The organism is Amycolatopsis sp. NPDC047767 (genome assembly GCF_040704195.1).
Lineage (GTDB): Bacteria > Actinomycetota > Actinomycetes > Mycobacteriales > Pseudonocardiaceae > Amycolatopsis.
Map to the genome: position 1 here is coordinate 191,689 of NZ_JBEYSJ010000007.1, position 26,566 is coordinate 218,254.

Below are 26,566 nucleotides of genomic sequence, written 5' to 3' on the forward strand. Positions count from 1 at the left end.
CGCCACGAAAACCAGAGCTCGTCGCATGTGCGCCTGCCTTCCCCCAAGGTCCACTGCTTCGACCGCCGCACCATAACCGAGTGGGTGCGTGCGATGTGGCAGTTCACACGAATGTGTCACTATTTCCTGATCAGCGGCCTGTATCGTCGAAGATCCCGCGGTGAAACCCGCCTCCGTGTGACGATTCGCCGGGCTTTCCGGTTCCGCCCCACGGGCGCCGGTCTGTCGCTTACTCTCCGGGGGTTCTTACTGAGGGGAAAGGTGCTCCATGTCCGTTCGTGCGCTGGTCGTCCTGACCACGGGTGCTGCCCTGCTGATCGCCGGATGCTCCAGCAGCGTCGGCGGCTCGGCGGCACCGGCTTCGCCGGCCAACCCGGCGTCGCCGTCCACGGCCGCCTCGTCCGCGCCGCCGTCGACTCCGACTTCGACTCCGACTTCGACTTCGACGCAGCCGGCCACCTCTACGCAGGCCGGCTCGCCCCAGTCCGGTTCGGAGAAGTCCACCGCGGGCGCGGTCGCGCGCTACGAGGCGTTCCTGCACGCCGTCGGCAAGGAAGATCTCGCCACAGCCTGCGAGATCGCGGGCCCGGCCGCCAAAAAAGCCGAGGACGAGGGCTGGGGCCCGTGTGAGCAGACGTTCCCGATCACGTTCCAGATGATCTCCGCCCAACAGAAGGCCGCCCTGCGCGGCGCCACCGTCGACCCCGGCCGGGTCACCGAAACGAGCTCGACGAAGGTCGAAATCCCGGCCACCGCCATCCGCGCCACCGTGAAGTTCAGCGACAGCGACATCGGCGACGCCACCATGGAATACCGCGGCGGCCAGTGGTTCGTCATCGACGACTGAGCAGCTCGTCCACGATCTTCGCCGCCACGGACGCGTCGGTGGCTTGGTGGTCGGCGAGGCCGAGCGTCGCGAAGTCGCGCGCGGTAACCGGGTTGGGGATGACGAGCACGGTCATGCCCGCCGCTTGGGCCGAGCGGATGCCGGAGCTCGAGTCCTCGACGACGAGGCACCGCGCCGGGGTCAGGCCGAGGCGCTGGGCGGCGAGCAGGTACGGGTCGGGCGCGGGTTTGCCGTGGGTGACGTCGTCACCGGTCACGGTGGTGCGGAAGGGGAGGCCGCACGCGGTGATCGCGGCCTCGACGTAGGGGCGGGGCGAGTTGGAGACCAGCGCGACCGGGCCCAATCCGGCAGCCGTGGCGACGAGGTCGGCGGCACCGGGGACCAGCCCGAACTCACCTCGCTGAACAGCTGCGACCATGCCGGCGACGCATTCGGTGACCGCCGACTCCGGTGTGAGGCCAGGGCAGCGCGAAGCCAGGTGCGCGGCCCAATGCGTGGTGCTCTTGCCCTGGATCGCGGCCCAGTCGGCGGGGGTCCACGGAGTGCCGTGCCTGGTGGCGACGGCGGAGAAGACCCGGTTCCACGTGGTGGCGCTGTCGACGAGCGTCTCGTCGAGGTCGAAGATCGTGGCGGTAAGCGTCACCGGGCTGCCGCGGGCTGGGGCGCGAAGGCGCGGATCTGTTCGATCGACGTGACCTTGAGCCACAGCCGGTCGGCGAGCGCGCGCAGCTGGGCCAGGCGGGCGACGCTGCCGTCTTCGTTGCACACCTCGCTGATCACGGCGACCGGCGCGAGCCCGGCCAGCCGCATCAGTTCGACGGACGCCTCGGTGTGGCCGCGGCGCTCGGCCAGGCCGCCGGCTCGCGCGCGCAGGGGGAACACGTGCCCTGGCCGGCACAGCGCGCCGGGCGTGGTGGTGGGGTCGGCGAGCAGGCGAAGGGTGTGCGCGCGGTCGGCCGCGGAGATGCCGGACTCGATGCCGGCCGCGGCGTCGACCGACACGGTGTAGGCCGTGCCCGCCGGGTCCTCATTGCGCGCCACCATCGGCGGCAGGTGCAGCCGGTCGGCGATCTCCGGGGTCATCGGTGCGCAGATCAGGCCGCTGGTGTGGCGCAGGTAGAAGGCGAGCGCCTGCGGCGTGGCGTGTTCGGCGGCCATGATGAGGTCGCCTTCGTTCTCGCGGTCCTCGTCGTCGACGACGATCACCGGACGGCCGGACTTGAGGTCCAGGATCGCCGCCGCGACGGTGTCCAAGCCGGACATTCGATCGGGGCGCGGTTGCTCGGGAATCACGTTCGCCGACTCTATGGCGCAGGTGTGCCGATCACCGGGACCATCACCCCACCTTCGGGTACCGGACCCTGGCGGGTGACGCCCGGCGGCCCGGAGTAGCCGCGATCCGCCGGGCGGAGCAGCCGCTGTGGAAATCCACAAAAGCCCGCCGCCGCGTGGCTGGTTCGGCTGGCGCGCCCTTCCTAGCGTGAGGGGCGTACGGCGAAGCGGAAGGGCGGCAGATGACCTGGGACTTCTCCACGGAACCGGAGTTCGCGGCGAAGCTGGACTGGGCGCGGGAGTTCGTGCGCACCGAGATCTACCCGCTCGAGGTGCTGGACCTCGACCACGCGGGGTTCCGGCGGATCGCGAAGCCGCTGCAGCAGGCGGTGAAGGACCACGGCCTGTGGGCCGCGCACCTCGGACCCGAGCTCGGCGGGCAGGGGTACGGCCAGGTGAAGCTCGGGCTGCTCCACGAGATCCTCGGGACCACCGAGTTCGCGTCCTACGTCTTCGGGTGCCAGGCGCCGGACTCGGGCAACGCGGAGCTGCTGGCGATCGCGGGGACCGAGGAACAGAAGGCCAAGTACATGCGGCCGCTGCTCGACGGCGAGCTGCTGTCCGCGTTCTCCATGACGGAGCAGGGCACCGGGTCCGACCCGCGGCAGTTCACCACCACGGCGCGGCTCGACGGTGACGAGTGGGTCCTCGACGGCGCGAAGTGGTTCGTGGGCAACGCGTCGCGGGCGGACTTCCACATCGTGATGGCCGTGACGGAGCCCGACGCCGACCCGTACCACCGGATGTCGATGCTGATCGTGCCCACGACCGCTGAAGGGATCACGACGCGCGAGATCGGGTTGATGAACGACCCGGACCACAAGAACCCCATCTGGTCGCACTGCGAAGTCGGGTACGAAGGCGTCCGCGTGCCGAAGGAGAACCTGCTGGGCGAACGCGGTGAGGCGTTCGCGTTGGCGCAGAAGCGGCTCGGGCCCGGGCGGATCCACCACTGCATGCGGTGGGTGGGCGTGTGCCGGCGGGCGTTCGACATGTTGTGCGAACGCGCAGTGAGCATCGACGTGCACGGGGGACCGCTCGCGGACAAGCAGACGGTGCAGAACTGGGTCGCCGACAGCGCCGCGCAGATCGAGTCCGCGCGGCTGCTGACGCTGCAGACCGCGTGGAAGATCGACCAGGTCGGCGCGCAGGCCGCGCGCACCGAGATCGCGATGATCAAGTACCACGGCGCCACCGTGCTGCACGACGTGATCGACCGCGCCATCCAGGTCCACGGCTCGCTCGGCTTCTCCACGGACATGCCACTGGAGCAGATGTACCGCTGGGCCCGCGCGGCGCGCATCTACGACGGGCCCGACGAGGTGCACCGGGTGACCGTCGCGCGGCGGCTGCTCAAGCGGTACCAGCCGGCGAAGGTGCCGACAGAGCACATCCCGACGCGACGGGCCGCGGCGCTGGAGAAGTTCCGCGACCGGCTCGAAGAGTTCACGGCGGCCCAGTGAGCACGCGGCCGCTGGACCGGCCGCTGGCCGGCTGGCTCACCGCGCACACGGGCGACCCCGGGCCGTGGGAGCTGCGGAAACTCACCGGCGGCAACTCCAACGAGACGTGCCTGCTCACCGGCGACGGCACCAGCTACGTCCTGCGCCGGCCGCCCGATCACGCGTTGTCGGCGTCGGCGCACAGCGTCGCGCGGGAGCACCGGCTGCTCACGGCCCTCGCAGCCACCGAGGTCCCGGCGCCGAAACCCGTCGCGCTGTGCGAGGACCCCACGCAGACGCTGGCGCCGTTCCTGGTGATGGAGCACGTGGCCGACTCGGTGTCGATCACGGACACGCTTCCCTACCCCGCCCAGGACATCGCGCGGGTGGCCGACGAGGTCGTCGACGCGCTCGCCGCCGTCCACTCGCTCGACTGGCGAGCTGCCGGGCTCACCGGGTTCGGCCGACCCGAGCGGTTCCTCGACCGACAGGTCGAGCGCTGGTACCGGCAGTGGGAAGGCATCGCGCGGCGGCCGCTGCCGGCGATGCCGAAGATCGCCGCGTGGCTGGAGCAGAACAAGCCGGAACCGACCGAACCCGCGTTGCTGCACGGCGACTTCCACCTCGACAACTGCCTGTTCTCCGCGCACGAGCCGCGCCTGAAAGCCGTGATCGACTGGGAGATGGCGACGATCGGCGATCCGCTGCTCGACCTGGGGTTGCTGCTCGCGTTGTGGGGTGGGCGCGGCCGCGCGATGCCCGCCATCCAGGGCGTCTCCCGGGCGCCCGGCGCGCCGCCGCGCGAGCACCTGCTCCAGCGCTACGAGCACGCGGTCGGCCGCGAGCTCCCGCAGATCCGCTACTACCAGTGCCTCGCGTTGTTCAAGCTCGCCGCGATCGTCGAGGCCGCGTGGTCGCAGTTCCTCACTGGAGAACTCTCCAGCGCCTACGCCGCCGCGCTGGAGCACGACGTGCCCGCGCTCCTCGACGAGGCTCTCGACACGGCGGGGGTGACGCCGTGACGTTGGAGGGAGCCACAACGGCACCCGCGATCGGGGGTGGCCTGCCGCCGCCCGGCTGAGCACGGTGGGAGGCAACCAGCCGCTACGTCGACAAAGGAGACGGCGTGACCGAGCAAAGCGTCAATTTCGGGCTCTGGTACGACTTCCGCAACCCCGAGCAGTGGTTCCGGCCTTTTTCCACGCTCTACCGCGAGGCGCTGGACCAGCTCGCGTGGGCGGAGAGCGTCGGGATCGGCTCGGTCTGGCTGACCGAGCACCACTTCTGCGAGGACGGCTACACGCCCTCGCCGTACACGCTGGCCGCGGCGATCGGCGAGCGCACGAAGACCATGCGCATCGGCACGAACCTCGTGATCGCGCCGCTGCACAACCCCGTGCGCCTGGCCGAGGACGCCGCGACGCTCTCGCTGCTCACGGGCGGCCGCTTCGACCTCGGGCTCGGGCAGGGCTACTGGGCGCCGGAGTTCGCGGCGTTCGACCGCAACCTCAAGCACCGGCCGAGCCTGCTCGAAGAGAGCGTGGCGGTGATCCGCCAGGCGTGGTCGGGTGAGGAGAAACCGTTCGAGGGCAAGCGGTTCTCGCTGCCGTCGGTGCGGATCACGCCGAAGCCGGAGGTCCTCCCGAAGCTGCTCGTCGGCGCGATGGCCGACCCGGCGATCGAGCGCGCGGCCCGCATCTCCGACGGGTTCCTCAGCACCCAGAACGTGCACCAGCAGTCCTATTTGGACGCGCTGGACCGCGTGGGCAAATCGTCGGCCGACGGCCAGATCTTCGCCGGCCAGTGGGCCGTGATCGCCGAGGACCCGGAGCGCGAGTGGGCGCGGATCGGGCAGTACGCGTTGTACCAGCTCAACAACTACATCGAGTGGGGCGCGTTCGGCCCGCCCGACGTGGTGCCCAAGTTCGAGAACGCGGACCAGATCGTGGCAGGCGGCGCGTTCCAGCTGTGGGACGTGGCCACGGCCGTCGACGAGCTCACCGCGCTGCTGAAGGACAAGCCGCAGATCAAGGACGTGCACTTCTGGGCGCAGCTGCCCGGCGAGCCCGTGGACAGCGGTTCGGCGCGCATCGAGCTGCTCGCCACGAAGGTCGTGCCGCAGGTCCGCGAGCGGCTGGGCCAGAAGGCGGGGGTGGCGGGGTGAACCAGCCGCTCGTGCTCACCGACCTCCTGCACCGTGCGCGGGAGTTCTTCCCCGCTCAGGAGATCGTGGAGTACGGCGGCGGTGCCGAGCCGCACCGCTACACCAACCGGGAGTTCCACGAACGCGTCGTCGCGCTCGCCGGAGCCCTGGTCAGGCTGGGGGTGCGGCCCGGTGACCGGGTCGCGACCCTCGCCTGGAACCACCACCGCCACCTCGAGCTGTACTTCGCCGTGCCGCTCGCGGGCGCCGTGCTGCACACGGTGAACCTGCGGCTCGAACCGACGGAGATCGCGTACGTGCTGGGCCACGCCGAGGACGTCGTGGTGTTCGCCGACCTGTCGCTGCTGCCGCGGCTGGAAGTGGCACGGGCGGAACGGCCGGAGATGCTCGTCGTCGCCACCGACGGCTCCGCGCCGGGTGCGCTCGCATACGAGGACCTCGTGGCCGAGGGGCCGCCCCTGGAAAACCCGCCGGAGATCGACGAAAACGATCTCGCGGCGCTCTGCTACACCTCCGGCACCACGGGCCCGCCCAAGGGCGTCGGCTACTCGCACCGGTCGCTCTACCTGCACACCTTCGCCGCCTGCCTCGCCGACGGCCACGCGATCAGCGAGCGCGACACCGTGCTGCACGTCGTGCCGATGTTCCACGCCAACGCGTGGGGTATCCCGTTCGCCGCGCTCATGACGGGTGCCAAGCAGGTGCTGCCCGGTCCCCACCCGGTGCCGGCGGAGATCGCGAAAATCGTGGAAGCCGAGCGCGTGACGTACACCGGCATGGTGCCGACCGTCGCGGCCGACCTCGTGCGTCACGTCGCCGCGACCGGCGCCGACCTGAGCAGCCTGCGGGCGCTCGTGCTCGGCGGCTCGCCCCCGGACGACGAGCTGCTGCGTGCTCTCGACTCGCTGGGCATCCCGTCGTTCCAGGGCTGGGGGATGACGGAGATCTCGCCCATGGGCACGTTCTCGCGGCCGCTGCCTTCGGTCGTGGATCCGGCCGAGCGGCGCCGGTCGGTCCGCAAACAAGGCCGGCTGCTGCCCGGCCTGCGCTGGCGGCTCGTCGGAGAGGACGGAACCGACCAGCCCCACGACGGGGTTTCGCGCGGTGAGCTGCTGATCCGCGGGCCGTGGGTCGCCACGCAGTACTTCCGCGACGAGCACCCGGACAGCTTCGCCGACGGCTGGCTGCGCACCGGCGACATCGCGACCATCGACGCCGACGGCTACCTGGAGATCGTCGACCGGGCCAAGGACCTGATCAAGAGCGGTGGCGAGTGGATCAGCTCGGTCGCGCTGGAGCAGGCGCTCACGGCCAACCCCGCTGTCGCCGAGGCCGCCGTGGTCGCGGTGGCGCACGAGCGGTGGCAGGAACGGCCGTACGCGCTGGTCGTGCTGGAGCCCGGCCGCGCGGACACACCGGCGGAAATCCTCGCTGACCTGCGGGAACGCGTGCCGCGCTGGTGGCTGCCCGAGGGCGTGCTCGTGGTCGAGGAGCTGCCGCGCACGAGCGTCGGCAAGATCGACAAGAAGGTGCTGCGCGCGAAAGTGGCCGCGGGTGGTGCCGGATGAAGTTCGGTGTCTTCTACGTCCTCGAGTGCCGTGACCACGACTTTCGCCGCGCGTACGAGGAGATGCTCGCGCAGATCTCCTACGCCGAGCAGCTCGGGTTCGACGAGGTGTGGCTGGCCGAGCACCACGGCAGCGACTACGGCTCGATGCCGTCGCCGCAGGTCGCGGCCGCCGCGGTGGCCGAGCGCACGAGCCGGATGCGCATCGGCATCGCCGTCAGCAACCTGACCTTCGACTGGCCCGTGCGGGTGGCCGAGGACTACGCGATGGTCGACGTGCTGTCGAACGGGCGGCTCGATTTCGGCGCCGGCCGCGGGTACCAGCCGGGCGAGTTCCACAACATGGGCGTCGGCGACCGCCAGGACGTGAGCCGCGAGGTGTTCGACGAGGCGCTGGAGATCGTGCGCGGCCTGTGGAGCAAACGCGCGGGCGAGCCGTTCTCCTTCCACGGCAGGCACTTCGACCTCACCGAGGTCGACTGCCGGCCCACGCCGGTGCAGCGCCCGACCCCGCCGATCTACGTCGCGTCGATCAGCCCCGAGACGTTCCACCTGGCGGCCGCGCAGGGCTACAACCTGCTGGTCACCCCGACGTTGATGACGTTGCCGGAGCTCAACCGGCTGGTGGTGGACATCAAGCGTTCGCTCATCACGAGCGGCCGCGACCCGCTGTCGCTCGACTTCCCCATGAACTGGCAGGTCCACCTCGCCGACACCACCGAGGAAGCGCTGGCGAACGTCGCCGAACCGCTGTCCTGGTACTACCGCCACGTGCTCGACCTCGTGCCGAGCGGGCCGCGGGCACCGCACACCTACGAGCGGTACGCGGAACTCGTTGCGGCGTCGGAGGAAGCGGGCGGGCCGACGCTCGACGGGTTGCGCGAGAGCGGCGTGGTCTACGCGGGTGACCCGGCGGGGCTCGTCGCCGAGATCGAGACGCTGTACGAGGAAACCGGGCTGCAGCACCTCATCTGCTGGATGCGGATCGGTGGCCTCGCGCACGAGAAGGTGCTGCACTCGCTGGAACTGTTCGCCGAGCACGTGCTGCCCCGCTTCCGCGACCGGCCGCCGGTCGTGCCGCGGGCGTTGCGCGCCGAAGTCGCTGCCACCCATTGAGTTCCCCGAAGGAGAGAGGCGAGATCCCATGGGCTACCTAGAGGTCGAAAACGGCCGGCGGGTGTACTTCGAGCACGACCGGGGCTCGGGCCGCCCCATCGTGCTCATCCACGGCTGGGGCGCGACCGCCCGCTGCTGGGACACCACCGCGCCGGCGTTGCGGGCCAACGGGAACGAGGTCGTGCTGCTCGACCAACGCGCGTGCGGCCGCTCGGACAACGATTTCTCCGACGTCACGATCTCCGCGCTCGGCTCCGACGTCGTGCGGCTCGTGGAGCAGCTCGGCCTGCGCGAACCCGTGGTCAACGGCTGGTCGCTCGGCGGCGCGGTCGCCGTCGACGCGGTGGCGAAGCTGGGGTCGAACTGCTCGGGCCTGGTCTTGACCGGCGGCGCCACCCCGCGGTACACGTCCACTTCGGACTGGCCGCACGGTGCCACGGTGGACGACGTGAAGGGCGTACTCGGTGCGGCCGCCGCCGACCGCGCGAACACCTTCAAGGGCGTCGCCGAAGCCGTGTGCGCCGAGCCTCCGACGGCCGACACGATCGCCTGGCTGTGGGGAATGTTCATGGAGATGGGCCCGCTCGGTGACGAGTCCCTGCTGGACCTCGCCGAGCTCGACCAGCGCAAGCTCCTCGGCGGCCTGGCCGTGCCCGTGCTGTCCCTGCACGGGCGCAAGGACGGCTTCGTGCCGTTCTCCGGCGCCGAGGCCGCGCGTGACCTGTGCTCCGACGCCCGGCTTGTCGAGTTCCCCAACGCCGGCCACGCGCCGTTCCTGGAGGACCGCGACACCTACCTCGCCGAGCTCACCGGCTTCCTGAACCGATGACCACCTGGCTCGTCACCGGCGGTTCGCGCGGGATCGGCCGCGCCGTCGTCGACCACGTCGCCGCCGCGGGTGACAACGTGGCGTCGCTGGCGCGGTCGGCCGGCTCCTCGCCGCCGGCGGTGCCGAACCGCGTACTCGAGGTCAAGGGCGACGTGACCGACGAGGACTCGATCCGCCGCTGCGTCGAGGCCGTGACCGAGCGGTTCGGCCCGATCGACGTGGTGGTCAACAGCGCCGGCGTGCACCGCGGCCGCCGCATCGACGCGCTGGCGAGATCGGCGTGGGACGAGGTGCTCGCCACGAACCTCACCGGTGCGTTCGAGGTCTGCCGCGCGGTGGTGCCGTTGCTGCCACGGGGTTCGGCGATCGTCAACGTCGGCGCGGTCGTCGGCTTGCGCGGGTTTCCCGGCGACGTTGCGTACGGCTCGGCGAAGGCGGGGCTGTCGGGGCTGACGCAGGTGCTGGCCGTGGAGCTCGCTCCGCGCGGTGTGCGTGTGAACCTCGTGGTCCCGGGCTTTGTGGACACCGACATGACCGCGGGGCTCAGCGATCGGGCCCGCAAGAGCATCGTCGACAAGATTCCGGCCGGGCGCATCGGGACGACGGCCGAGATCGCCGAGGTCATCGTGGCCGTGGCGCGCTCGACGTACATGACGGGCGCGACCGTGCCCGTCGACGGCGGATTGCTCGCGACGTTCGGCGGCGGCTGACCCGCGCGTTTTGTGTGGACCTCCAACGGCCCCACGCGAAGAGCGTTCTTCCCGCGCCCGGTCCTGGTTAGCGTCGGAAGGCGAACCAGGGCGACCCACCCGTAGACGGAGAACACCGACCACCCCCACGAAGAAGGAGAACCACCCATGGACGTCGGAATGCTGCTGGTCTTCCAGAACTGGTTCGAGGACGTCAGCGACCACGAGGTCTTCACGCGCGAGCTCGAGATGGGCGTGCTGGGCGAGCAGTACGGCTTCGACTCCGTCTGGTCGGCCGAACACCACTTCGACGACTACTCGATGTGCCCGGACAACCTCCAGATCATGGCCTACCTCGCCGGGCGCACCTCGAAGATCAAGCTCGGCACGGGCGCGGTCATCCTGCCCTGGAACGACCCGCTGCGCGTGGTGGAGAAGGCCATCATGCTCGACCACATGTCCAACGGGCGCCTGCTGCTTGGCATGGGCCGTGGCCTGGCGAAGATGGAGTACGAGGGTTTCCGCGTCGACATGAACGAGTCGCGCGAGCGCTTCGACGAGGCCGCCGCGATGATCATCCGCGGGCTGCAGAACGGGTACGTCGAGAACGACGGCAAGTACTACAAGCAGCCGCGCGTCACCGTCCGGCCGGGCCCGGCCGGGCACTCGTGGGAAGGCCGGATCTTCGGCGTCGCGATGTCGCCCGACTCGATCCCGGCCGTCGCGGAGCTGGGCGCGCAGATGATGACGTTCATGCAGTACGACTTCGCGCAGCACCTCGAGGCGATCGACCGCTGGCGTGGCCTGCACCGCGAGAAGCACGGCACGGAGCCGGGCGCACCGCTGATCCAGGACTTCGTGTACTGCCACGAAGATCCCGAAGAGGCGAAGCGCATCGCGCACGAGCACATCTCGCGCTACTTCCTGTCGGTGATCAAGCACTACGACTTCGCCGGCTCGCACTGGCGGGAGACGAAGGGCTACGAGGCCTACCAGGCCGGCGCCGACATGATCCGCGAGGCGGGCATGGAAACCGCGGCGAGCGCGTACGTCGACGCGAACATCTGGGGCACGCCCGAGGAGATCGTGGAGAAGTACGCCGCGCGGCGCGAGCAGGGTGGCGAGCTGATGGCCAACGCCGCGTTCTGCTTCGGCGGCCTGCCGCTGGACAAGGCGGAGGCGAGCATGCGGCTGTTCGGCGAGAAGGTGGTGCCGCAGCTGCACAAGATGTCCTCGCGCGCGCCCGCGGGGGTGTGAGGCCGGGCAGTGGCCCGGGTTTCCGCCCGGGCCACGGCACCTTCCCGGGCTTTCGTGGTTTCGGGCTTTCGGACTGGAGCTGGATGGAAACCGTGACCAGACCGGCATTCGCCGAGCAGTTCCGCGAAGTGATGTCGGGCGTGTGCACCCCGGTTTCGGTGGTGACCGCCCTCGACGGCACGCGGCCGCACGGCACGACGGTGAGCGCGTTCGCGTCGCTCTCGATGGACCCGCCGATGGTGCTCGTGTCGCTCGACCGCACGTCCGACCTGCTGACGGTGGTGCGGCGCGCGGGGCGCTTCGGCCTGAACGTGCTGGAAAGCGGCCAGGCGGAGCTCGCGAAACGCTTCGCCCGCAAGGGAATGGCCAAGTTCGACGGCGTCACCTGGGCGCTCGAGGACGACCTGCCGCGGCTCGCGGGCTCGTCCGGCTGGGTGGCGTGCACCGTCGAGAAGTTCATCGAAGGGGGTGACCACGTGGTCGCGCTCGGCCTGGTGGAGGCGGCGGACTCGCGGCCGCTGGCGCCGTTGACCTACCACGCGCGGACCTTCGGCACCCACACCCGGACGGACGGCTGATGGCACCCGGCGAGCAGGTGCAGCACGCCGTCGCGGCGCTGGCGCAGGGCCGGCTGGTCGTGGTCGTCGACGACGCCGACCGCGAGAACGAGGGCGACCTCGTCGGTGCCGCGCGGACGATGACCGCCGCGCAGATGGCGTTCCTCGTGCGGCACACCACGGGGATCGTCTGCGCGCCGATGCCCGGCGAACGCGCGGACGCGTTGCGGCTGCGGCAGATGGTCGCGGACAACACCGACGCACACGGCACGGCGTTCACGGTGAGCGTCGACCACGCTTCGGCGGGTACCGGCGTCTCGGCGGCGGACCGGACCACGACCGTGCGGCGCTGGCGGACCCGGCCACCAAACCCGGTGAGCTGCGCCGGCCCGGCCACGTGTTCCCGCTGCGGGCGCGTGAGGGCGGAGTGCTGGTGCGGGCCGGGCACACGGAAGCGGCCGTCGACCTGCTGGCGATGGCCGGCGCGGGTGACGTCGGCGTGATCAGCGAGCTGGTGGCCGACGACGGGTCGATGCTGCGGGGCGCCGCGGTGGAGGAGTTCGCCGCGCGCCACGACCTGCCGGTGCTGCGGATCGCCGACCTCGTGCGCTACCGCGGGGCGACGGAACGCCTGGTGGAGCCCGTGGCGAGCGCGGCCATGCCGACGGCGTTCGGCGACTTCCGGGCCGTCGCCTACCGGTCCGTGCTCGACGGGACCGAGCACCTCGCGCTGGTGCGGGGCGATGTCGCGGCGGCCGGGCAGTCGGCTGCCGGTGCCCTGGTCCGGGTGCACAGCGAATGCCTGACCGGCGACATCCTGGGCTCGCTGCGGTGCGACTGCGGCGCACAGCTGGAGTACGCGCTGCGGGCGATTGCCGAAGAGGGCGCGGGCGCGGTGATCTACCTGCGGGGCCACGAAGGCCGCGGGATCGGGCTGGCGCACAAGATCCACGCGTACGCGCTGCAGGAGCAGGGTCTGGACACCGTCGAGGCCAACCTCGCGCAGGGCCTGCCGGTCGATTCGCGCAGCTACGGCATCGGCGCCCGGATCCTGACCGACCTCGGCGTCCGCCGGATGCGGCTCATCACGAACAACCCCGCCAAGTACGGCGGGCTCGAGGGCTACGCGCTCGACATCGTCGGACGCGTGCGCCTGCCCGTCACACAGACGCCGCACAACGTGCGTTACCTGCGGACCAAGCAGGAGCGCATGGGCCATGACCTGGGCGTACTCGCTTCAGGCATGGACGGGAGCGGGTGAGGTAAGGCACCCTCAGACGGAGTCCGGATTTCAACGGTGAAGGCGGATCCCATGCGCGACGCTTCGGTTCGGTCCCTGGTGCGCCCGGTGGATCCGGCGCACCGTGAGCGTGAGGTCATCGCCGCGTTCAGCGAGATCACGACCGAGGCCATCACCACCACGCGGCTCGAGGACCTGCTGGGCCTGCTCGGCAAGCAGCTGTGCCACCTGCTGGGCGTCACACGCTGTTCGGTGTACCTGCGCGACGGCGACGGCCGGTTCCGCGGCGCCGCCGGCTACTGCGAGAGCGAGGGCGACATCTCGGCCGCCGTGCAGGCGCAGGAGGCCGGCATCCAGGGCGACCGGTTCAGCCGCGAGGTCATCGAGTCGGCCGCGCCTGTGCTCATCTCCGACGTGCCGCGCGACCCGCGCCCGCACCGCCGCACCATGGAGCACTGGCACGTGCGCGCGATGCTCGGCGTGCCGCTCGTGTTCGACGGCAAGGTGATCGGCCTGATCTTCGTCGACAACGTGCAGAAGGACCACGTGTACGCCGACGAAGACGTGGCGCTCGCGGAGCTGTTCGCCCGGCTGGGCGCGTTGTTCCTGCGGCAGGCCATGCTGAACGCGCACCTGAAGAACAAGGCCGCCGAGGTCGTGCGGCAGAAGAACACCCTGGCGTACCTGGCCGATGTGCACCAGAAGCTGACCAACGCCGTGCTCGACGGCGCGAGCATCCAGACCGTGGTGACGCTGCTGGGTGAGCTCTCGGCGAAGCCCGTGGTGCTGTACAACGAGGATTTCCAGGTCCTGGCGTGGTCCGCACCTGCGGGGTTGAAAATGACGCAGCCGCCGGAGCTGGCCGCGCGGATCCGGGAGCTGCCGTCGGTGAAGCAGGCGCTGGCGTCGCTGAGCGCCAGCTGCCCGTCGACGATCGTGCCGCCGACGCCGGCGGTGTGGGTGGGTCGGCGACACCTGATGTGCCGGCTGATCATCGAGGGCCAGCCCAGTGGGTACCTCGGGATCGTCGAGGTCGGGCGCGGTCTGGAGGAGCTGGACACGAAGCTCGCGGAGCACGGCGCGACGGTGCTGTCGTTGCAGGTGCTGTCCGAACGACGCCAGGCGGAGGCCGAGGGCCAGGCGCGCGAGGACTTCCTGTCCGACCTGCTGCACCGCACCCGCGACGCCGAGCAGCTGGCGCGGCGCGGCCCGCAGTTCGGGGTGAACCTGGCTCAGCCGCACGTGCTGGTGCGGTTCGCGTTGGACAACGCGAGCCAGAACGTGAGCGTTTCGGTGGGGCGGAAGCTGGTGATCCGTTCACTGGCCACGGTTCTGTCGGTGTCCGAACCGGCCGCGGTCAGCCTGCCGGGCGCGGTGGTCGCGCTGCTGTCCCTTCCGGACGGTTCGGAACCGCGCGACTTGCGCGCGGCGGTCGACGAGGTTCGGCTGGCTGTCGGCCCGCGCTTGCGGGTGCGGACCGCCGTGATCTCCGGCGTGTGCCGTTCTCCGGAGGATTTCCCTTTGGCCCACCGGGAGTTGCGGGAGATCGACGAGCTGGCCACGTCGTTCGGCTGGTCCGGTGGCGTGGTGACGGTGACCGAGCTGGGGCTGTTCCGGCTGGTCGCGTCCAGCGGCCGGGTCAAGGAGGCGGTGCAGTTCGCGCACGAAACGATCCGGCCGTTGCGGGACGCGGACCCGTCGCTTCTGGAGACGTGGCGCGCTTTCGTCGCCGCCGAGGGGCGCGTTCAGAGCACCGCGTCGGAGCTGGGCGTGCACGAGAACACGATCCGCTACCGGCTGGGGAAGATCGGAAAGCTGATCGGGCAGGATCCGGGTGCGTTGGATTGTCTGCTGCAGTCGCGGATCGCGTTTCAGATTCTGGATCTGGCTGGTTGGTGAGTCATTTTTGCAGGATTTTGGCGAGGGTGCCGAGGTTGTCTTGCGTTCCTCGTCTGAAGAGCTGCTCGGCCAGTGGACCGAGTAGCGCGGCTGGTCCGGGGAGTCCGGCGCCGGTGTGGCTCTGGTGTCAAGCCGCGCTGATGGGCCGGGCGATGCGCGCGGCCCTGGATATGCCGGCGGGTGCGTCACGAGCCGTCCGGATCAGCCCTTCACCACCGGCGCGACCTGTTGCGCCCACTGCCAAGGCGCACCTGTCCCGCCCGGCAAGGAGTTGAAGTACTCCCAGCCATCCACCCCGCCGAAGTCCGGGTACTTCGCGACCAGCGAACGAGCCGTCGACTGCAGCCGCGACATGTCGACGTACCCACCACAGTTGGCGGGATTCGTCACGGTCCCGGCGACGACCTTCGCGGCCGGCACGACGCCGTGGCCGACGATGGCGTCGTAGCCGGAGGTGTCGGACAGGGAGCCCCAGCCGCAGTAGAACTGGGTGTTGAACCAGGAGATCTGGGGGCCGCGGTCGCGGTAGAGCTGGTCGTAGTTCAGGCCCGAGAGGCCGCGCCCGCCGCTCAGCTCCGGGGCGACGGGGGCGAAGGTGATGAGAAACGACGGGCCGAAGTCCGTGCGCAGGGCGTCGATGAGGCGGACGACGGAGGCGTTGTCCACCGTCTCCTCGATGTCCAGGTCGATGCCCGACAGCGAGTGGTCGCGAAGCAGAGCGCGAAGCGGTGGGTAGTACGTGTTGAAGTCGGACGCGAGCCGCTGGAAGCTGCCCTGGGCCGCGCCGCCGAGGAAGGCCAGGGTGTGGACGCCCTGGGAGCGCAAGGTGCCGAGGTCCTGCCACATCTGGTTGAACTTCGCGGCCGACGGCGGGTCGTCGTTCACGTGCACCACGCCGCCGGGGTCGAGGTGGACGGCACCGACGAGGACGTCGGTGACGCCGGCGTTGTGTTGCGTGAGGCCGAGCGGCGAGACGTACGCGCTGCCGTTGTAGATCGTCTGGTAGTACACGATCACGCGCCGCCCGGTCGCGGCCGAGGCCGGCACGGCGCCGCACAGCACCAGGAGCACGGCCAGCGCGGCCGCCGCGAGCTTCCTCATGGTCCAGACCTTACGTGGCAGAACGTGCCCGCACTACCACCGTCCGTAGGGTTCCGCGCGGGGCGGGACCGGCGTGATCGGCCGTCGGACCCCAGACCCCAGAACCGATCCCGGCCCCGCGCGAAGCACTCGGCTGACTCAGCAGCGGCCCAGCATGTCCGTCAGCGCGGACTTCTCGGCGGAGTTCACCGTGAGCTTGAACTTCGACTTCACCGCGACCCACATGCGGGCGTAGGTGCACCAGTAGCCCGTGGACGGCGGCTTCCACTGGTCCGGCGACTTGTCGCCCTTCTCCTGGTTGACGTTGTCCGTCACGGCGATCAGCTGCGGGTCGGACAGGTCGTTGGCGTAGGCCTGGCGCTGCGCCGTGGTCCACGACGACGCACCGGTGCGCCACGCGTCGGCCAGCGGCACGACGTGGTCGATGTCCACATCGGACGCCGCGGTCCAGGTCGCGCCGTCGTAGGGCGAAACCCACTTGCCCGAGGTGGCGGTGCAGCTGGAGTTGGTGACGACGTTCGTGCCGTCGCGCTTGAGCACGACCTCACGGGTGTCGCAGTTGTTGCCCTGCTGGATCCAGTGCGGGAACTTGTCGCGGCTGTAGCCGGTCAGCGAACCGTCGGCCTTCACGGTGAGGCCGGCGAGCTCGCTCTTGGCCGTCGCGGCCGACGGGATGCCGGGCGGGGTCGCGTCGGCGATGCCGACCATCGTGCCGCCGAGCAGCGTCACGCCGACGAGGACGGTCAAGGAGTTTCGGACACTACGCGCTGTGGGCATATTGCTGCCTCCGTGTCGAGTGTGGGACTGATTCACCTTCGACCACGGAAGTGGCGCAAGCAACACTTACGGGTGACATGTAACAGACCTTCAGTGAACAGAAAGTGCCGTTAGTCCACCTGGCGCAGAACTATCGGATGAAACCGGTCACGGTCGGATCAGGCGCAGGTCCTCGGTGTGCCGGTACCAGGTCCGCTTGGTGACCTCGCGGGGGTGCGCGACGCCGTCGCTCACGAGCGACGTGGTCGGCAGGCAGCCGAGCTGGAACGCGCGACCGTGGAACACGGCGCTGCGCTTCACCAGCTTCCCACGCGTCACCCGGGCGACCAAGCCGTTCTCGTCCGCCGACACCTCCACGGCGGCCGCGGCGCCGTCGAAGGCCAGGTGCTCGTCGCAGTACGCCTGGCCCTGGACGTTACGCAGAGTGGCGCGCCCGGCCAGGATGCCGCCGGTGTCGTCACGCACGAGCGGCACTTCCGAGGCCGAAGCGTCGAGGGCGATTTCAAGCGCCTTGACGGGGTCCGTGGGCAGTCCCCAGAGCGCCGCGACGGCCGAACCGGACTCGGCAGGCACGAACCCGACCGACACGCCCGACACCCGATCGGTCCGCAGCAATCGCACGAGCACCGCCGCGAGGTCCGCGTCGGTCCCCGCGACGATCAAGCGCTCGTGTTTCCCCAGCAAGGGATCGATTTCCGCCTTGCCCGGAAGCGCCGAAACGCGGACGATGGACACGTCACGGAGGGCCGTGAACGAGTGCGGATCATCACCGCAGGCCACCACGATTCCGCGCACGCCCACGTCCTCCGTTACAGTCATGCACCGGCATTTCCCAGCGCCACCCCGTGTCCCATCGGGACACTTTCCCTGTTGCCGAACACCTGGAGTGTCACATGCCGGCGATCGTGCTGATCGGTGCCCAGTGGGGGGACGAAGGCAAGGGCAAGGCGACCGACCTGCTCGGTGACCGCGTGCAGTGGGTCGTCCGGTACCAGGGCGGCAACAACGCCGGCCACACCGTCGTCCTGCCCAACGGCGAGAACTTCGCCCTCCACCTCATCCCGTCCGGGATCCTCACGCCGGGCGTGACCAACGTCATCGGCAACGGTGTGGTGGTCGACCCGGGCGTGCTGCTCGACGAGCTCGCGGGTCTGGAGGAGCGCGGCGTCGACACGAGCGGGCTGCGGATCTCCGCCGACGCGCACTTGATCATGCCGTACCACGTGGCGATCGACAAAGTCACCGAGCGCTACCTGGGCAGCCGCAAGATCGGCACCACCGGCCGGGGCATCGGGCCGTGCTACCAGGACAAGATCGCCCGCGTCGGCGTCCGCGTGCAGGACCTGCTCGACGAGAAGATCTTCCGCCAGAAGGTCGAAGCGGCGCTGGAGTTCAAGAACCAGGTCCTGGTGAAGGTCTACAACCGCAAGGCGCTCGACGCGAACCAGGTCGCCGACGAGGTGCTCGCCGCCGGCGAGAAGTTCGCGCACCGCATCGCCGACACGCGCCTGCAGCTCAACCAGGCCCTCGAACGCGGCGAAACGGTGCTGCTGGAGGGTTCGCAGGGCACGCTGCTCGACGTGGACCACGGCACGTACCCGTTCGTCACGTCGTCGAACCCGACCTCGGGCGGCGCGAGCGCGGGTTCGGGCATCGGCCCGGGCCGCATCACCACCGTGCTGGGCATCCTGAAGGCCTACACCACGCGCGTCGGCTCGGGCCCGTTCCCGACGGAGCTCGACGACGAGTCCGGCGAGTACCTGCGCAAGCAGGGCGGCGAGTTCGGCGTGACCACGGGCCGTTCGCGGCGCACCGGCTGGTTCGACGCCGTGATCGCCCGCTACGCCGTGCGCGTCAACGGGATCACCGACTACTTCCTCACCAAGCTCGACGTGCTGTCGGGCCTGGAGAAGGTGCCGGTGTGCGTCGGCTACGACGTGGACGGCCGCCGCACCCACGACATGCCGATGACTCAGACCGACGTGCACCACGCCGTGCCGGTGTACGAAGAGCTGCCGGGCTGGTTCGAGGACATCTCGGGCTGCCGCACGTTCGACGAGCTGCCGGCCAACGCGCGGTCCTATGTGGAGCGTCTGGAAGAGCTGTCGGGTGCGCGGGTCTCGGCCATCGGCGTGGGGCCGGGCCGCGAGCAGACGATCGTGCGCCACGACTTCGTCTGAGCCGTTTGCCGACGGGCGTTCCCGACGGAACGCCCGTCAGCCCATGCCCATCCGGTTGGTGAGGGTGTTGGTGGCGGAGAGCTCTTCGAGGTCCAGCTCGACCAGGACCTTGCGCAGCACCTCGTCGTCGAGGCGCCCGGCGCGGTTCTCCGCGATCATCGCCGCGCGCTGGGTGATCAGCAGCTCGCGCCGGGCCTGGGCGAACTTCGCCTGCGGGCTGGCGCTGCGTTCCTCGCCGGACAGCGTGATCGCGGCTCGCGCGAAGCGGTAGCGGGTGTCGACGAGCCGCTCCAGACGTTCTTCCAGCCGCTTCATGCGGTCCGGCGGCAGGTCCGCCTTGGCCATCGCCGCCTGCGTGATCTCCTTCAGCCGCGCGTGCGCCGCCTTCTGCGCGACCTCCCGCGCGGCCAGCTCCTCGGCCTGGTCGCGGGCGGCCTCGGCCGGGTTCCGGACCTTGAGCCAGCGGATCAGCGGCGGCAAGGTCAGGCCCTGGATCAGCACCGTGCCGACGGCGACGGTGAACGCGAACAGCTGGATCTCCGGGCGCCCCGGCGTCCCGAGCGGCACGGCCGAAGCCGCGGCGAGTGTGACCACGCCGCGCATCCCGGTCCACGACACCACGGCCAGCGCTTGCCACGAAGCCGAGTCGCGCGTCCGGCCGAACAGCCGCAGCGTTCTCGGCAGGTAGCTCGACAGGAACACCGCGGGGATCCGCACGGCCATCGTCACCAGCAGCACGACGACAGCGACGATCGCGAGGGTGCCGTTGTCGCGGGCCGCGCGGTCGGCGCCGTCGAGCACGAACGGCAGCTGCAGGCCCATCAACGCGAACACCAGCGCTTCGAGCAGCACGTCGATCGATGTCCACACGGACCGGTCCTGCATGCGCGTGGCCGGGGACGCGCGCAGCGAGCGCTGGCCGAGGTAGAGGCCGGCCGTGACCACGGCGAGCACGCCCGAGCCGCTGAACTCCGAGCCGAACGGGTGCAAGTGCTCGGCCGTCACGTAGGCCGCGAACGGCACGATGATCCCGAACGCCGACTCCAGCAGCGGGTCGTCGAGCCGCGAGCGGATGAACACCACCACGAACCCAGCCACGAGGCCCACGGCGATGCCCAGCACCGTCGCCACCGCGAACACGCCAAGGCCATGGCCGATCGACCCGGCCGTGCCCGCGACGGCGGCGAGCGCGACCTTGTACAGCGTGAGCGCGGCGGCGTCGTTGACCAGGCTTTCGCCGGTCAGCACGGTCATGATCCCGCGCGGCAGGCCGAGCTTGCGCCCGATCGCCACGGCCGTCACGGCGTCCGGCGGTGCCACCACCGCCCCGAGCACCAGCGCCGACGCCCACGGCAGCTCGGGCAGCAGCAGGTGCACCACGAACGCGACGACCACGGCCGTCACCACCACCAGCACGACACCCAGCCCGATGATCGGGCGCAGGTTGGCGCGGAAGTGCGTGAGCGAGCTGTCGAGCGACGTCGAGTAGAGCAGCGGCGGCAGCACCACCGTGAGGATCAGCTCGGGCTCCAGCTCGATCCGTGGCACGCCCGGGATCAGCGCGACCCCCAGCGCGACCACGACGATCAGCAGCGGCGCCGACACGTTGTAGCGCCGGGCGAGCGCGGTCAGGCCGAGCGAGCCGGCGAGGACTCCGACCAGCGTGAGGGTCTCCATGCCCGCATCTTCACCCAGGTTGATCTCGGATGACGGGTCACGGGCACGTCGTGTCGCGTCCGGGCAGGTGATCTTCGAGCAGGAAATCGGTGAGCCGGCCGGCCGTGCACGCGTTGGTGAGGTCCACGCCGTGGCCGGCGTCGTCGATCGTGGTCAGCTCCGCGCGGCGGCCGAGGGCTTGGCGCATCTCCAGGGCGCCGGAGTACGCGGTGGAGGGGTCGGCGTGGTTCTGGAGCATCAGGACGTTGCGCGGGCCGTTCGCGGTGATGGGCTGTGACTGGTGCACGGCGTCGCGCGGCCAGAAGGCGCACGGCCAGATGTCGGCGGGCATGCCGTTGGTGAGGGGGTGGGCCTGGCGGTCCTGCTGCACGGCGGCGGCGTACGTCGCGGGGTCGCGGGAGACGGGCGCGTCACCGCAGAGGACGGCGTACTGGTCGCTGGCGAAGTTGTCGGGGATCAGCTGGGTGAAGGTGGTGCCGAAGGGCAGGTCCTGGCCGTCACCGAGGGCCATCAGCGTGGCGATGACGGGGTAGGTCGCCGGCTTCTCGAGGAACGGCGGCAGGGCGACGCGCACGTCGTTGCCGGTGAGGACGCGGCCGCTGTCGAAGGTGCGGGGGTGCTGGTCGAGGGCCGCGGTGATGCGGAAGTAGGCGGCTTCTATCGCGTCCGGGGTGGTGCTGAGGTGGAAGGTGCTGTCGTGGTCGGCGGCCCATTCGGCGAACGGGGGAAACGCCGTTTCCACGGCTTCGCCCTTCAGCCGGATCGCGGCTGTGACGCCGTCCGGCGGAGTGCTGCTGTCGAGCACGATCTTGCCGGTGTTCCGCGGGAACATCGAGGCGTAGACGGCGCCGCGGTAGGTGCCGTAGGACGTGCCGTAGTAGTTCAGCTCGCGCGCGCCGAGGGCTTGGCGGATGCGATCCATGTCCTGTGCGACGTTGTTCGTGTTGAGGTACGGCAGGTACGCGCCGGCGTTCTTCGCGCAGGTGGCGGCGACGCGGCGGGCGTAGGTGACGTTGGCGCTGATGTCGCCGTCCGGCGCCGGGTACGGGTCGGCGAGGGTGGCGGCGCGGTCGGCGTCGGACAGTCCACAGAGGACCGGAGTCGAGTTGCCGATGCCGCGGTCGTCGAACCCGATGAGGTCGTACTGGCTCAGCAGTTGCTTGCCGACGGCCGTGGTCGACCACACGCTCGGCTGGTCCAGGCCGGACCCGCCGGGCCCGCCCGGGCCGATGGCCAGTGGCTGGTGTTTCGTGCCGGGGATGCGCGAGATCGTGAGGGTGATGGTTTTCCCGTGCGGGTGGGCGTAGTCGAGCGGGACGGTCAGCGTGGCGCACTGCTGGCGCGGGTCGCGCTGGACGGTGTTGCTCGACGCGTCGGGGGTCGGGGCGGGGCAGGTGCCCCAGGACAGCGGCGGGGTAGCCGCGGCGGCGGGTGCGACGGTGAGCGCGCCGAGGCTCACGGCGGCGAGCGCGAGAGTGGCTGTTCGGTTCGGTTTCACCGTCCCGATCTTCACGGCCGCCGCTGGGTGACACCTCCACCTGCGGGTTGATCCCGGGTCTATCCCAGTTCTTTGAGCTCCCGTTCGACGGCTTCCAGTTCCGCCGCGGATCCCTGCACCTTCGGGCCCGTGAACCACTTGCGCGCCGACACGACCCACCACAGCGCCGCGCCGCCGAGCACGATCAGGAACGCGATCGGCGTGTAGTTGAACGAGTCGACCGTGACGGGTGAGCCCTGCGGCAGCATGAACAGCACGAAGATCACCACGACCCACGCGGTCGCGACGATGCCGATCGGCTTGCCCCAGCGACCGAGGTGCCACGGTCCCTTCGCGAAGCTGTCACCGCGTCGGACGCGCAGGAACACGGGGATCACGTACGCCACGTAGAGCCCGACGGTCGCGATCGATGTGACCGCTGCGTAGGCCGTGGCGCTCCACAGGTACGGCAGCGCCAGGATCAGCGCGCCGCCCGCGGCCAGCCACACGGCGTTGGTGGGCGTCTGCGTGCGCTTGTTGATGCGGTGCCAGATCTTCGAGCCGGGGATGGCGCCGTCGCGGGCGAACGCGTAGATCATCCGCGAGTTGGCCGTCACCGAGGCCATGCCGCAGAACAGTTGCGCGCCGATGCAGATCAGCAGCAGGAACTTGCCCGTGACCGCGCCGGTGGCGTCGATGAAGATCTGCGCCGGCGGCACCCCCGTGGCCGAGTTGACGGCGCCGTCGTAGTCCTGGATGGCGAACGTGAGCCCGATCAGCAGCACCCACCCCGCGACGAGCGACACGAGGATCGAGTTGATGATCCCGCGCGGCCCGGCCTTCGCGGCGTTCTTGGTTTCCTCGGTCATGTGCGCCGACGCGTCGTAGCCGGTCAGCGTGTACTGCGCCAGCAGCAACCCGAGCGCGAACACGTACACCGACGAGCTCCAGCCCGTCTCGTTCGCGAAGTGCCCGAACACGAACGACGCTTCCTGGTGCTTCGCCGGCACGAACACGAGCACGCCGACGATCACCAGCACCCCGATCAGGTGCCACCACACGCTCACGCTGTTGAGGATCGCCACCACGCGCACGCCGAACGTGTTCAGCGCCCCGTGCACGACCAGGATGATCGCCAGCAGCAGGATCGTGTGCCCCGGCGTCGCGGCGTAGCCCCACTGCAGGTCGAGGAACGCGTTCAGGAACAGCGCCGCCCCGAAGTCGATGCCCGCCGTCACGGCGATCTGCCCGATCAGGTTGAACCACCCGGTGAACCACGACCACGCCGGCCCGTTGCGCGTCGCGAGCTTCGCGGCCCAGTAGTACAGACCACCGGCCGTCGGGTAGCTGGAGCACACCTCCGCCATGCCGAGCCCCACGAGGATCACGAAGAGACCGACGAGCGGCCACCCCCAGATCATCGCCACGGGCCCGCCGGTCTTCATGCCGAAGCCGTACAGCGTCAGACATCCGGACAGGATCGAGATGATCGTGAACGACACCGCGAAGTTCGAAAACGACGACATCGTGCGCTTCAGCTCCTGCGCATACCCCAGCGCATGCAGCCGCGCACTGTCCTCGTCGTGTCGGTCGGGTTCGGCGGTCTGCTGGTCGGAGACATCCATCGGGCACCCACCTGAAAGGTATGTGTACAGACCTTTGAAGTTCCGGAGAAGCTAGCCCGGCCCGTCCGCGGGTGTCAAGGCTCCGTCAAGAACCCCTCCCGCGCGCGGCCGCCATGGGTTCCTCACCGCGACCGTGGGCGCCTGGCCGCGTGACGAGGTGCTCCGCCACAACGCGCCATCCGCAGCATTCCGCAATCCGCAGACAGGCCGGTGCAGCCAACCCGCAACTGACGGCAGCAGCCTGCTGTCAACCTCGTGCCAGCCCGTCGCAACCCATCAACGGCTGTCCGTGGCAACCCTTCGAGATCGCGAGGGCTGTCGTTCAGCCGGTCCTGCTCCGGCCGCCGGACTTACCGCGATCAGCCGGCCGGCCGAGCGCTTCCTTCGCGCATCAGCCGTTCGCCACCAACTCCCCTCCGAGCCATCGGGTCAACGGCCACGCACCCTCCGAAGTGTTGGAAACAACCGTGAACACCAGGCCGTCGGAGGGGCGCGAGACGCTGCGGAACGAGACGCCGTAGTCGTAGCCCTCCAGCATCACCGTGGTGTCGTCGGGTGGGAGCCAGAAGCCGAGGCCGTAGCAGAGCTGTTCGCGGGTCGAGGTCTCGGCGCTCACCACGTTCGTCATCCGCGAAACCCACTCCGGTGGCACGATCCGGCCGGCGTGAAACGCGGACCAGAACGCCGCGAAGTCGCCGGCGGTCGAGTAGATCCCGCCGTCGCCGCTGCCGACCACGGGCAGGCTGAAGACGTTGGTGCGCCCGTCTTCCAGGTACCCCGTGGCCGCGTCGCCGGGTAGCGCGTCCGAGCGGAGGAACGACGTGTGTGTCATGCCGGCAGGAGCGGCAACGCGCGAAGCGACCAGATCCGCGAAAGGCGTACCCGCAGCCCGTTCCGCCAGCAACGCCAGTACCGCGAACCCGCCGTTGTTGTACGAGAACCGCGACCCCGGCGGAAACCGTTGCGGGAACCCGTCCAGTGCAGGCAAATACGCCGCCGCCGAGGTGAAGGACTGCGGTTGCGCCGGTGGCGAGGCGTCTTCGTCGCAGTAGTCGCCGATGCCCGAGCGGTGGGAGAGCAGGTGTTCCACCGTGACGTCGTCGTCGATCAACGGCAGGTCCGCGCCCAGCAGGGAGCGCACCCGGGTGCCCAGGGTCAGCAACCCCTCGACGATGAGACGAACCACCACCAAGGCAGTGAAACCCTTGGTACCACTGGCGATCGCGAACCTGGTGTCCACTGTGTTCGGTACGCCGTACCCGCGGTGCGCCGAGCCGTACGCACGCGCGAGCACCGATTCATCACGACGGCTGACCGACACGACCCCGGAAAACCCGGTGTCACGCGCCAGCCGGTCGATCTCCTCCCCAAGAACCATGGCGGCAACTCTAGGAACCGGCGCCGACAAAAAACAGCAGGCCCGTCCACCATCGGGTGAACGGGCCTGCGGAAAACCCGGCTACAGAGCCAAAAATCAGTGCCCCAGGAAATCGTGCAGCGACTCCAGTGCCGCGTCCGCCTGGTCAGCGAAGAAGCCGTCGACGCCGGCCTTGAGGAACGCCGCCTCCTCCGCGAACACGTTGCCGAACGCGGTCGGGCTGGCGGAAGAACGCAGGTTCGCCGGCAGGAACGGGTTCTCGTTGCGGAAGGTGTACGGCTGCACCTTGAGACCCACGCGGTGCGCGTCCGCGACCAGCGAGGTCGGCTTGCCGAGGTTGTCCGAAGCGTCGCGCGGGATGATCTGCGCCTTGTCCGGGCCGAGGTACTTCGCGTACTTCGCGACTTCACGCAGCCCCGCCGGCGTCACGATGTCCGCGTACGTGCGCTTGTCACCGGCGGCCACGAAGTCGGCCGGCGCGCCCGAAGCCTCCGTGAGCTGCAGCAGCGGCACCCGCACCTGCTTGTGCAGCTCCTTGAGGTTCGCCACCTCGAACGACTGGATGATCACCGGCGCGTCGGCGCGGTTGAGGCCGTTGCGGTTGAGGAACGCGACGAGCTTCGGCTCGGTCGGGTTGCCGATCGAGGAGAAGTACGTCGAGTGCTTGACCTCGGGGTACGTGCCCAGCGTGCGGTGCAGCTCCTTGCCCAGCCGCCGCGTGAGGTCGATGACCTCCTGGTAGGTCGCGATCTGGAAGCGGCCGTTGTACAGCTGGTTGTTCGGGCGGTTCTCCGGGATCCGCTCCTTCGCGCGCAGCGTCTTGAGCTCCGCGAGCGTGAAGTCCTCGGTGAACCAGCCGGTCATCGACACGCCGTCGATGGTCTTGGTGGTCTTGCGCGAGGCGAACTCCTTGTGGTCCGCCACGTCGGTGGTGCCGCCGATCTCCGGCTCGTGCCGCGCGACGAGCTGGCCGTCCTTGGTCGGCACGAGGTCGACGTCGACGAAGTCCACGCCCATGCGGAACGCGAGCTCGTAGGAGGCGAGCGTGTGCTCCGGGCGGTAGCCGGGCGCGCCCCGGTGTCCGACGATCACGGGGTCATCGTGCCGGTGCGCCGCCGCGCCCGCCACCTGCTGCGGGGCCGCCGTGGCGGGACCGATGGCCAGGCTCGCGACCCCGAGCAGGGCGAGACCGGACAGGGCGAGCACACCCACGCGTTTGCGCTTCATGGGAAAGGGACCCTCTCTCTACCGGGCGCTCCGTCCTCATCTGACGGATTTGCCACACTGCGCCGTTTATTTGCCAATCCGACCACAGTCACGGCGGAAACTGGCGGCAGGAAGGCGGCTGCCAGTCCGGTACCGCCTACTTTCGGCCGGTTTGGCAACGCCCGCCGCCACCCTCACGGCCGCAA

Annotated in this window: 23 protein-coding genes and 1 pseudogene; 14 read left to right on the forward strand and 10 right to left on the reverse strand. The window is 70.0% G+C overall.

What is annotated here, in order from left to right; all coding sequences use genetic code 11:
• The first annotated feature begins 268 nt into the window (after positions 1–268).
• Positions 269–847: a hypothetical protein gene (locus tag AB0878_RS15620; RefSeq protein WP_366580292.1), complete on the forward strand. Its 579-nt coding sequence runs from the start codon at positions 269–271 to the stop codon at positions 845–847.
• Here the strand turns inward: AB0878_RS15620 and AB0878_RS15625 are convergent.
• Positions 834–1,490, reverse strand: coding sequence for an HAD family phosphatase (locus tag AB0878_RS15625; RefSeq protein ID WP_366580294.1), 657 nt, complete (start codon positions 1,488–1,490; stop codon positions 834–836). The two genes, AB0878_RS15620 and AB0878_RS15625, sit on opposite strands and share 14 nt — an antisense overlap.
• On the reverse strand, positions 1,487–2,101 hold the full coding sequence (gene ribB / locus AB0878_RS15630) for a 3,4-dihydroxy-2-butanone-4-phosphate synthase (RefSeq protein WP_366580296.1): 615 nt from the start codon (positions 2,099–2,101) through the stop codon (positions 1,487–1,489). Before ribB (AB0878_RS15630) ends, AB0878_RS15625 begins: the two co-directional genes overlap by 4 nt.
• A gap of 260 nt (positions 2,102–2,361) precedes the next feature.
• Between ribB (AB0878_RS15630) and AB0878_RS15635 the strand changes: the two genes are divergently transcribed.
• The 12 genes and pseudogenes from AB0878_RS15635 to AB0878_RS15690 all read left to right on the forward strand — a co-directional run bounded on the left by AB0878_RS15635 (position 2,362) and on the right by AB0878_RS15690 (position 14,939).
• Positions 2,362–3,642 carry an acyl-CoA dehydrogenase family protein gene (locus AB0878_RS15635; protein WP_366580298.1) on the forward strand — a complete coding sequence of 427 codons (1,281 nt, stop codon included), beginning with the start codon at positions 2,362–2,364 and terminating at the stop codon, positions 3,640–3,642.
• A complete protein-coding gene (locus tag AB0878_RS15640) occupies positions 3,639–4,643 on the forward strand; it encodes a phosphotransferase family protein (protein WP_366580300.1) in 1,005 nt (334 codons plus the stop codon). The genes AB0878_RS15635 and AB0878_RS15640 overlap by 4 nt, the downstream gene beginning before the upstream one ends.
• A gap of 104 nt (positions 4,644–4,747) precedes the next feature.
• Positions 4,748–5,785, forward strand: coding sequence for an LLM class flavin-dependent oxidoreductase (locus AB0878_RS15645; RefSeq protein WP_366580302.1), 1,038 nt, complete (start codon positions 4,748–4,750; stop codon positions 5,783–5,785).
• Positions 5,782–7,353 (forward strand): long-chain fatty acid--CoA ligase, encoded by a 1,572-nt coding sequence (locus tag AB0878_RS15650; protein WP_366580304.1) that lies wholly within the window; start codon positions 5,782–5,784, stop codon positions 7,351–7,353. Before AB0878_RS15645 ends, AB0878_RS15650 begins: the two co-directional genes overlap by 4 nt.
• Positions 7,350–8,468, forward strand: coding sequence for an LLM class flavin-dependent oxidoreductase (locus AB0878_RS15655; protein ID WP_366580306.1), 1,119 nt, complete (start codon positions 7,350–7,352; stop codon positions 8,466–8,468). Before AB0878_RS15650 ends, AB0878_RS15655 begins: the two co-directional genes overlap by 4 nt.
• A gap of 28 nt (positions 8,469–8,496) precedes the next feature.
• Positions 8,497–9,297 carry an alpha/beta hydrolase gene (locus tag AB0878_RS15660; RefSeq protein WP_366580308.1) on the forward strand — a complete coding sequence of 267 codons (801 nt, stop codon included), beginning with the start codon at positions 8,497–8,499 and terminating at the stop codon, positions 9,295–9,297.
• Complete coding sequence (locus AB0878_RS15665; RefSeq protein ID WP_366580310.1) at positions 9,294–10,007, forward strand: SDR family oxidoreductase; 714 nt, start codon at positions 9,294–9,296, stop codon at positions 10,005–10,007. The genes AB0878_RS15660 and AB0878_RS15665 overlap by 4 nt, the downstream gene beginning before the upstream one ends.
• 147 nt (positions 10,008–10,154) lie before the next feature.
• Positions 10,155–11,243: an LLM class flavin-dependent oxidoreductase gene (locus AB0878_RS15670; protein ID WP_366580312.1), complete on the forward strand. Its 1,089-nt coding sequence runs from the start codon at positions 10,155–10,157 to the stop codon at positions 11,241–11,243.
• 92 nt (positions 11,244–11,335) lie between these two features.
• The gene (locus tag AB0878_RS15675; RefSeq protein ID WP_366580314.1) at positions 11,336–11,821 is read left to right on the forward strand and encodes a flavin reductase family protein; all 486 of its coding nucleotides are present in this window, start codon (positions 11,336–11,338) and stop codon (positions 11,819–11,821) included.
• Positions 11,821–12,353: pseudogene (gene ribB, locus AB0878_RS15680) on the forward strand (3,4-dihydroxy-2-butanone-4-phosphate synthase); the annotation flags it as partial. The gene AB0878_RS15675 and the pseudogene ribB (AB0878_RS15680), both read left to right, overlap by 1 nt.
• 105 nt (positions 12,354–12,458) lie before the next feature.
• On the forward strand, positions 12,459–13,061 hold the full coding sequence (gene ribA, locus AB0878_RS15685; protein WP_366580555.1) for a GTP cyclohydrolase II: 603 nt from the start codon (positions 12,459–12,461) through the stop codon (positions 13,059–13,061).
• Between the two features lie 51 nt (positions 13,062–13,112).
• Positions 13,113–14,939, forward strand: a complete 1,827-nt coding sequence (locus tag AB0878_RS15690) for a GAF domain-containing protein (protein ID WP_366580316.1) — start codon at positions 13,113–13,115, stop codon at positions 14,937–14,939.
• A 201-nt stretch (positions 14,940–15,140) separates the two neighbouring features.
• Here the strand turns inward: AB0878_RS15690 and AB0878_RS15695 are convergent, their stop codons facing one another.
• From AB0878_RS15695 to AB0878_RS15705, 3 genes are all read right to left on the reverse strand, one after another.
• Positions 15,141–16,040 carry a glycosyl hydrolase family 18 protein gene (locus AB0878_RS15695; RefSeq protein ID WP_366580318.1) on the reverse strand — a complete coding sequence of 300 codons (900 nt, stop codon included), beginning with the start codon at positions 16,038–16,040 and terminating at the stop codon, positions 15,141–15,143.
• A 138-nt stretch (positions 16,041–16,178) separates the two neighbouring features.
• On the reverse strand, positions 16,179–16,817 hold the full coding sequence (locus AB0878_RS15700; protein WP_366580320.1) for an HNH endonuclease family protein: 639 nt from the start codon (positions 16,815–16,817) through the stop codon (positions 16,179–16,181).
• A 147-nt stretch (positions 16,818–16,964) separates the two neighbouring features.
• On the reverse strand, positions 16,965–17,636 hold the full coding sequence (locus AB0878_RS15705) for a hypothetical protein (protein WP_366580322.1): 672 nt from the start codon (positions 17,634–17,636) through the stop codon (positions 16,965–16,967).
• A gap of 74 nt (positions 17,637–17,710) precedes the next feature.
• Here AB0878_RS15705 and AB0878_RS15710 point away from each other — a divergent pair, with 74 nt between their 5' ends.
• Entirely contained in the window at positions 17,711–18,997 is a 1,287-nt protein-coding gene (locus AB0878_RS15710; RefSeq protein WP_366580324.1) for an adenylosuccinate synthase, read from the forward strand.
• Positions 18,998–19,033: 36 nt separating this feature from the next.
• Here AB0878_RS15710 and AB0878_RS15715 read toward each other — a convergent pair whose 3' ends face one another.
• The 5 genes from AB0878_RS15715 to AB0878_RS15735 form a co-directional block, all read right to left on the reverse strand.
• Positions 19,034–20,674, reverse strand: coding sequence for a Na+/H+ antiporter (locus AB0878_RS15715; protein ID WP_366580326.1), 1,641 nt, complete (start codon positions 20,672–20,674; stop codon positions 19,034–19,036).
• A gap of 37 nt (positions 20,675–20,711) precedes the next feature.
• Entirely contained in the window at positions 20,712–22,172 is a 1,461-nt protein-coding gene (locus tag AB0878_RS15720; RefSeq protein WP_366580327.1) for an alpha/beta fold hydrolase, read from the reverse strand.
• A 59-nt stretch (positions 22,173–22,231) separates the two neighbouring features.
• Positions 22,232–23,776: an amino acid permease gene (locus AB0878_RS15725; protein ID WP_366580329.1), complete on the reverse strand. Its 1,545-nt coding sequence runs from the start codon at positions 23,774–23,776 to the stop codon at positions 22,232–22,234.
• Positions 23,777–24,167: 391 nt separating this feature from the next.
• Positions 24,168–25,154 (reverse strand): serine hydrolase domain-containing protein, encoded by a 987-nt coding sequence (locus AB0878_RS15730; RefSeq protein ID WP_366580331.1) that lies wholly within the window; start codon positions 25,152–25,154, stop codon positions 24,168–24,170.
• Positions 25,155–25,250: 96 nt separating this feature from the next.
• Complete coding sequence (locus AB0878_RS15735) at positions 25,251–26,381, reverse strand: glycerophosphodiester phosphodiesterase (RefSeq protein WP_366580333.1); 1,131 nt, start codon at positions 26,379–26,381, stop codon at positions 25,251–25,253.
• Between the last annotated feature and the right edge of the window lie 185 nt (positions 26,382–26,566).